Genomic DNA, 524 nt, shown 5'->3' on the forward strand with positions numbered 1-524 from the left:
TCACACCATGGGAGTGGGATGCAAAAGAAGTGGATAGTCTAACCTTCGGGGGGACGTTCACCACTTTGTGTTTCATGACTGGGGTGAAGTCGTAACAAGGTAACCCTAGGGGAACCTGGGGTTGGATCACCTCCTTACACTAAGGTAATGCCTGTTGTGATGTAGTGCCTACACAGATTGTTTTGTTGTTGAATGAAGAAGAACGATGCAAGCATTAGGCTTGTAGCTCAGCTGGTTAGAGCGCACCCCTGATAAGGGTGAGGTCGGCAGTTCAAGTCTGCCCAAGCCTACCATTTTCCTACTTGCTAAAGGTCTGAGGTTTTTACCTTGATTGAGGAAGTAAATAAAGTGGGGAATGTGCATCGCTCAGGCAGTGGAAGTAAAGCCTTAATCAATAGATGTTACAAAGCAGTTATTGATTAGGGTTTTTTAAACCTTAAGAGGAAAGTAAAACATCCTCATGTTCTTTAACAATTTGGAAAGCTGATAAAGTAATCAAAAAACAAAGAGTAATATGAAGAGCA

Annotated in this window: 1 tRNA gene and 1 rRNA gene; both read left to right on the forward strand. The window is 42.6% G+C overall.

Annotated features, from left to right (window positions below):
- Positions 1-137: ribosomal RNA gene (locus tag FM019_RS20730) — 16S ribosomal RNA — on the forward strand; the annotation flags it as partial.
- A 79-nt stretch (positions 138-216) separates the two neighbouring features.
- Positions 217-293, forward strand: a tRNA-Ile gene (locus tag FM019_RS20735).
- Positions 294-524: the final 231 nt, after the last annotated feature.

The organism is Aliiglaciecola sp. M165 (assembly GCF_007197995.1).
Lineage (GTDB): Bacteria > Pseudomonadota > Gammaproteobacteria > Enterobacterales > Alteromonadaceae > Aliiglaciecola.